Origin of the sequence: Massilia sp. DJPM01 (assembly GCF_030348125.1) — a bacterium.
Lineage (GTDB): Bacteria > Pseudomonadota > Gammaproteobacteria > Burkholderiales > Burkholderiaceae_D > Telluria_A > Telluria_A frigida.
This window is the reverse complement of the sequence record NZ_JAQOZV010000044.1, coordinates 57,638-63,843: the sequence shown is the minus strand read 5'-3', so window position 1 is coordinate 63,843 and position 6,206 is coordinate 57,638. Positions and strand designations below refer to the sequence as shown.

Here is a 6,206-nt window from a genome sequence, read left to right as displayed (position 1 = left end):
CTAACAACAAGGACACCAGGGCCTTAGCCCATGTCGATCTGGTCAAACGACGAAAATTCATAGGGATACCCATCGGCTTGTTGCGCGATCGCGCGGATCGATTGTATCCGCACTGCCATGGACGGGGACCTGCCGGGACTACCGGGGACCGGCGCGTTGCGCAAAGACCTGAGCCTCAGTAAAGATCGTTGCGCACCGCATGCTCGTAATGCGCATCGACTTGCGCCACCTCGGCCTCGCCAATCATGGCCATCGACACCAGCATCTGCCCGACCGTGGGCAGCGCCTTGCGCTCGATACGCGCTTGCTCGCTCCACAGGCGCGCGCGGTTGATCGCTTTACCGCAGTGCATCAGCACTTCGTCGATCGCCACCACGATGGCTGTTTTCGGCAGACGCTCGCCCTCGGCCAGCTTCGCCAGCAGGTCCGCGTCGGTGCTCACGCGCGCGCGCCCGTTGATGCGCATGAATACTTCCAGGCCGGGGAACAGGAACATCATGGCGGCGCGCTCGTCGTCGGCCAGGTTGCGCATCGATTCGATGCGGTTGTTGCCCGGCCAATCGGCAAAAGCCAGCGTGCGCGCGTCGATCACTTTCACGAAGCCCGGCGGGCCGCCGCGTGGCGACACGTCCAGCCCTTGGGCGCGGCCGCTCGCCAGGGCGAAAAACGTGGCCGCCGCGAGATAGTCTTCGTGCACCGGCACCAGCCGCTCCAGCACGGCCTTCCGGATCCGCTCCGACGGCGCCGCATACAGCGCATCGAGGTCCGGCTGCGCGGCCATATCGCGCTTCTCGACCAGGGCGCGCAGTGGCGCGTGCCGGATGTCGAACACATCGAAGACGCCCAGCGCGCGCAGCGCCGGCAGTGCCTCTTCGATGTCGGCTTGCACGGCGGCGCGCGCCGCATCCGCCAGCGCCGGATCGGCGAAGGCGCGCGCATTGGCGAGAAACGCCGCCACGGTGCCCTTGCGTATCGTCAGGCCCTGGAAGCTGGCTTCATTCACATCGTCTGGCAGGATATCTTGTGCGTGCATGGCGTCTCCACGAGGATCAAAACCGCAGCATAAGCAAATCCGCTTGTCTGCTGTACACTATATCCGCCAACTAATAACGCGAATCCGCCATGTCCGACCTGACTCTCGATCCCGCCACCATCAACACCTCCGAGGGACCTGTGGTCATCGTGGCGGCGGGCAGCCAAGATGGCGAACGTGCTTCCTCCGGTCACCGGCACGCGCGCGGACAGTTAATGGGGTCCTTGCGCGGCCTGTTATCGGTGGGCGTGGAGGATGGCCAGTGGATCGTGCCGGCGATTCACGCGGTGTGGCTGCCGCCGCACCACTTCCATTCGGTGCGCTCGCACGGGCCGTTCTCGGGCTGGAGCGCATATGTCGCCGAGCCGGCTTGCGCCGGCCTGCCGTCGCGCCCCTGCACGATCCGCACCTCGGGCCTGCTGCGCGAAGCGGTGCTGCGCGCCGCCACGTGGGCGCTCGATCCGCTCGACGCGCAGCGCGAACGCATCGCCCACGTGATCCTCGACGAGATCCGGGACGCACCGCCGGCGCCATTCGGACTGCCGCTGCCGCGCGATCCGCGCCTGCAACGCGTGGCCCGCGCACTGATCGACGACCCGGCCGACGAGCGTGACCTGGAACGCTGGGCGCAATGGGCCGCCATGAGTTCGCGCACGCTGACGCGCCGCTTTGTCGCCGAAACCGGATTTGGCTTTGCCGCGTGGCGCCAGCGCGCGCGCCTGATGCGGGCGCTCGAAATGCTGGCTGCGGAGCGGCCGGTGACCACGGTCGCCATGGACCTCGGTTATGCCAGCGCGAGCGCGTTCATCAAGCTGTTCACGCGCGAGTTCGGGGCGACGCCGGGGGCGTACCGGCGCGCGCTGCCCGCACATTAACGCTGGCTGCGGCGCCAGGCCTGCGGTCCCATCCCGATCTGCATCTGGAACGCGCGCGTGAAGTGGGACTGGTCGCAAAAACCGTGGGCGTGCGCGATATCGGTCAGCGCTTGATCGCTGGCCAGCATGGCTTCGCAGGCTGCCGCCACACGCCGGCGCAGCACGTAAACACGGGCCGGCACCCCGACCGCGTTCTTGAACGCGCGCGAGAAGTGGCTCACGCTCAGGCCCACGGTGGCGGCCAGGTGCGTGGTACGCAGGGTGGTGCACAGGTTGGCGTCGATATGCGCGGTCAGCTGGCGCACCTGCCAGGGGGCGAGGGCGCCTTTGCCATAGTCGGGGGCGGGAACGGGCGACGCGCGCCGGAAGCGGCGCACCGGCGGGGCCTTCGATACGGTGGAATTGAGGGTCGCTTGCATGGTTCGCTCCAGGGTGGCATGACGATGCTCCGTCAGCGACGATGATGCGTGAAGCCAGCTTGGGCGAACAGGGCCACTCAGGTGACTGTGTACCCCCCCGAAAGTGTTGGTGCGAGTCGGCGCCCGCGAATCTTTACAGGCCGATGAACCCGCGCTCGATCCCGATTGTCACCGCGTGCGTGCGGTTGTTCGCCCCCAGCTTGTCCATGATATTGCGCAGGTGCCCCTTGACGGTATCTTCCGACAGCGCCAGTTCGCCCGCCACCTGTTTGTTGCTGTGGCCGCGCGCGATCAGTTGCAGTACCTGCACTTCGCGCGGGGTCAGGCGTTCCTGGCCAAGATGGTTGGCCAGTTCGGCCGCGATCTCCGCCGGAAAATAGCGCTTGCCCGCAGCCAGCGCGCGGATCGCCTCGGTCAGTTCCTTGCGCAGGGCGCTTTTGAGCAGATACGCCTGCGCCCCAGAACGGATGGCTTGCAGCGCGCGCGCGTCGCCCCGGTAGGTGGTCAGCACCGCGATGCGCGCCTGCCCGAATTCGGCGCGGATCGCCTGGATCGCCTCAATGCCGTTCATGTCCGGCATCTGGATGTCGATCAGCGCGACGTCCGGTTGCAGCACGCGGTACTGCGCCACGGCCTCGCGCCCATCGCCGGCTTCCCCGGCCAGGCACATATCGGGCTGGCTGGCGATGACGGCGGCGATCCCTTCGCGCATCATCGGATGGTCGTCGCACACCAGCACGCGGATGGGTGTCGTTTCAGATGTCATTTGTCGCCTCGTTGATCGTTTTTTGTACGCCGCCACGCAAACAGGCGCCGCGTTCCGCGCCGGTATGCCAGCTGCGCCTTGATGCCGAGCCGGACCTCGCTGCCGCGCGCCGGGTCGCTGTGGATGGCGAGCAGCGCGCCGATGCGGCCGACCCGCTCGTGCATGCCGCGCAGCCCCCAGTGGTCGGCCCGTCCCATCGGTGTCAGGTAGGCCGGGGCGATGCCCAGGCCATCGTCGCTCACCGTCATCTGGAACTGGCGCGCGCCGTACTCGATTTCCACCTTCACGTGCAGCGCATGCGCATGGCGGAAGGCGTTCACGATCGCCTCGTGCCCGACCTGGTACACCTCGTCGCGCACCAGCGGGCGCAGCGGCGCGGTCGTGCCGCGCACCGTGAGCGCAAAGCGCGCGCCGCCTTTCTGTTCGAGTTGCGCGCCCAGCGCCGCCAGGGCGTCGTGCAGCTCGCTCAGGTCGACCGCGCCGGTGCGCAGGTCGCGCACGCGGTCGCGTCCTTCGATCAGCACGTCGTCGGCGCGGTCCAGCGCTTCTTCCAGGCTGCGGCGCGCGGGGCTGCCGGCCGGGATGGTGTAGACGATCGCCTGGAAGCGCAAAATCAGCCCATGCACGCCTTGCAGCAAGGTGTCGTGCAGGTCGCGCGCAATGCGTTCGCGTTCGCTGTGGCGCTCCTCGATGCGCTCGCGCAGGCGTTCGGCGGCGCGCCGCATGTTGATCCGGTACAGCATCCACAAGGCGGCAAACGCCAGCGCGCCGGCCAGCAGCAGGAACAGCGGCTGGCGGTACAGCGCCGGCGGGATGCTGAACTCGAACACGGCTTCCTGCGTGCTGGGCAGGCCGTCCTGGTTATGCGCCAGCACGCGGAAGCGGTATTTGCCCGGATTGAGCCCGGTGTACACAGCCTGGCGCTGGCGGCCCGCATCCTGCCAGCCGGCGTCGTAGCCGTCCAGGCGATAGCGAAAGCTCAGCCGTTCCGGTGCCGACAAACTCAGGGCCGTGTAGTCGATCACGATGCGCTGCGCGCCGGCGGCAAGCGTGGCGTGCGCGCCGCTGGCGGCGCGCACGCCGTCCACGTGCACCGATTCGATCAGCACCGTCGGCCCGGCCAGTTCGGGATGCGGGCGCTCCGGATCGATCCAGGCCACGCCGTTACTGGTCGAGAACCACAGCCGGCCGTCGCGGCTGCGCACCGCCGTGGGCAGCGGCAGCACCTGGTACGGGTCGTTGGCCAGCCCGCCCATCAGGTCGTACGAGCGGTAGCGGATGCGGTAATCCGCAGTGGCGTAGGCGCGCGCCAGTTCGGCGGCGGTCAGCTGGAAAATGCCCGAGCGCGAGTGCACCCACAGGTCGTCGCCGCTGCCATCCTTGAGCGGCACCACGATGATGGCATAGATGTTGGCGAACAGGCCGTTGTCGGGCAGGCGCAGCGCGTGATAGCGCTCGCCGTCGATGTAGCCGATGCCGCGCTGGCCGCCGACCCAGGTGCGCTGGCCGTGATGGGTAAGGGCGGTGACGTGGCCAATGTCCATGCCGTCCGCCTGGCCCCAGCGCTTTTCGCCGTCGCCTTCGCGCGTGACCAGCAGGTTGTCGCGGTAGCCGAACCACAGCCGCCCTTTGGCGTCGGCCGATGCGCTGACCGGCATGCGCTGGTTGGCCGCGGGCGAGGGCGGCGGCGTGGCGATCCACACGCCGGCGTGCAGGCGGAACAGGCCAAGCCGGTTGAACGATACCCACAGGTCGCCGGCGGCGTCGCGCGCCATCGCCCGCACCGATGATTCGGCCAGGGCGGCCGGCGGCAGGTCGGCGAATTTTTCCAGGCGCGCGCCGCGCGAGCGCCAGATGCCGGAAGGGCCGCCCATCCAGATGGTGCCCTCAAGATCGCGCATCGCGCACGATACCGGCGCCGGCATGTCCAGCATGTCCATGCCGCCATCCATCAGGCGCATGGCGGGCCGGTTGCTCGGTCCCGCCCACAGGCTGCCGTCGATGCCGGCGACGAGGGCGAAGTTGAGCGACCCGGGCGGAAAGCCGGCCGGCATCAGCGCGCGCTGGCGGAAGCGGTCCAGCCCCCCGTTGCTGCCGACCCAGAGGTTGCCTTCGCCGTCCTCGAGCATCTTCCAGATGAAGTCCGAACTCAGGCCGTCGCGCGCGGTAAACGAGGTGCGCGATTTCAGGGCGCCGATGCTGGTGGGGTTGGCGACGTACTGGACGCCGTTGCCGGTGGTGCTGAGCCACAGGCCGCCGCTGCGGTCGAACAGCAGGCCGATGGCCGGCGTGCCGGTGGCGAGGGAGCCGTAAGTGAGGTGGCCGTCCAGCAGTACCACGCGGTGGATCTTGCCGCTGTAGCGTTCCGTGAGCCAGATGGCGCCATCGGGCGCCTGCGCGATCTGGCTGACCCAGTCGACCGCCAGGCCGCTGTCGATGAAACGGCGTTCGCCCTTGGGCAGGTACAGGAGGCGGTTTTCGTTGGCGGCCCACACGGCGCCGCCGCCGTCGACGAAGACCGCGCGCGCTTTTTTGCCGGGGAAGTGCCTGTTGGCGCTGACCAGTTCCCAGTGGCTGCCGTCGTAGCGCGCCAGGCCGTCGTCGGCGGCGACCCAGACCGCACCGGCGCGGTCGCGCGCGATGCTGTAGATGGCGCCTTCCGGCAGGTTGGGGCCGGGCAGGTGTTCGCGCATGCCGTGCGGGCCGATCACGCGCACGCCGCCGAAACGCAGGCCGACCCACAGTTCATCGTCGACCGCCAGCAGCGAAGCGACGATGTTCAGCGTGTTCAGGCCGGGCGCTTCGTAGCGCACGAAGCGAAAGCCGTCGAAGCGGAACAGCGATTCATTGGTGCCCAGCCACAGGTAGCCGTCGCGCGTCTGGGCGATGGCGCCGACCTGGCTCGGGCCACCGTCGGTCGCGACCCAGCGCCGGTGCTCCAGCTGGTCGAGCGAGCGTACTTGCGCCTGTGCGGCGGCACCGAACGCGAGCAACAGCGCAAGGATGGCCCGAGGCCACCAGCGTGTGCGGGACATGCTGTGCGGTTTCATACGTTGTTCGTCCTGTTCGCTGCGCGCTCGGCCGGTCGCTGTTCATGGCGCGCGATGATACCA

Annotated in this window: 5 protein-coding genes; 1 reads left to right on the top strand and 4 read right to left on the bottom strand. The window is 68.5% G+C overall.

Features of this window, described 5'->3' with window-relative positions; all coding sequences use genetic code 11:
* Nucleotides 1-175 precede the first annotated feature (175 nt).
* Nucleotides 176-781 carry an MSMEG_1061 family FMN-dependent PPOX-type flavoprotein gene (locus tag PO883_RS24300; protein WP_289312039.1) on the bottom strand — a complete coding sequence of 202 codons (606 nt, stop codon included), beginning with the start codon at nucleotides 779-781 and terminating at the stop codon, nucleotides 176-178.
* Between the two features lie 341 nt (nucleotides 782-1,122).
* Between PO883_RS24300 and PO883_RS24295 the strand changes: the two genes are divergently transcribed.
* The gene (locus PO883_RS24295) at nucleotides 1,123-1,908 is read left to right on the top strand and encodes a helix-turn-helix domain-containing protein (protein ID WP_289312036.1); all 786 of its coding nucleotides are present in this window, start codon (nucleotides 1,123-1,125) and stop codon (nucleotides 1,906-1,908) included.
* Here PO883_RS24295 and PO883_RS24290 read toward each other — a convergent pair.
* The 3 genes from PO883_RS24290 to PO883_RS24280 form a co-directional block, all read right to left on the bottom strand.
* Nucleotides 1,905-2,327, bottom strand: a complete 423-nt coding sequence (locus PO883_RS24290) for an AraC family transcriptional regulator (protein ID WP_289312035.1) — start codon at nucleotides 2,325-2,327, stop codon at nucleotides 1,905-1,907. The two genes, PO883_RS24295 and PO883_RS24290, sit on opposite strands and share 4 nt — an antisense overlap.
* Nucleotides 2,328-2,460: 133 nt before the next feature.
* Nucleotides 2,461-3,093 (bottom strand): response regulator transcription factor, encoded by a 633-nt coding sequence (locus PO883_RS24285; RefSeq protein ID WP_289312034.1) that lies wholly within the window; start codon nucleotides 3,091-3,093, stop codon nucleotides 2,461-2,463.
* The gene (locus PO883_RS24280; protein WP_289312033.1) at nucleotides 3,090-6,128 is read right to left on the bottom strand and encodes a sensor histidine kinase; all 3,039 of its coding nucleotides are present in this window, start codon (nucleotides 6,126-6,128) and stop codon (nucleotides 3,090-3,092) included. Before PO883_RS24280 ends, PO883_RS24285 begins: the two co-directional genes overlap by 4 nt.
* Nucleotides 6,129-6,206 lie beyond the last annotated feature (78 nt).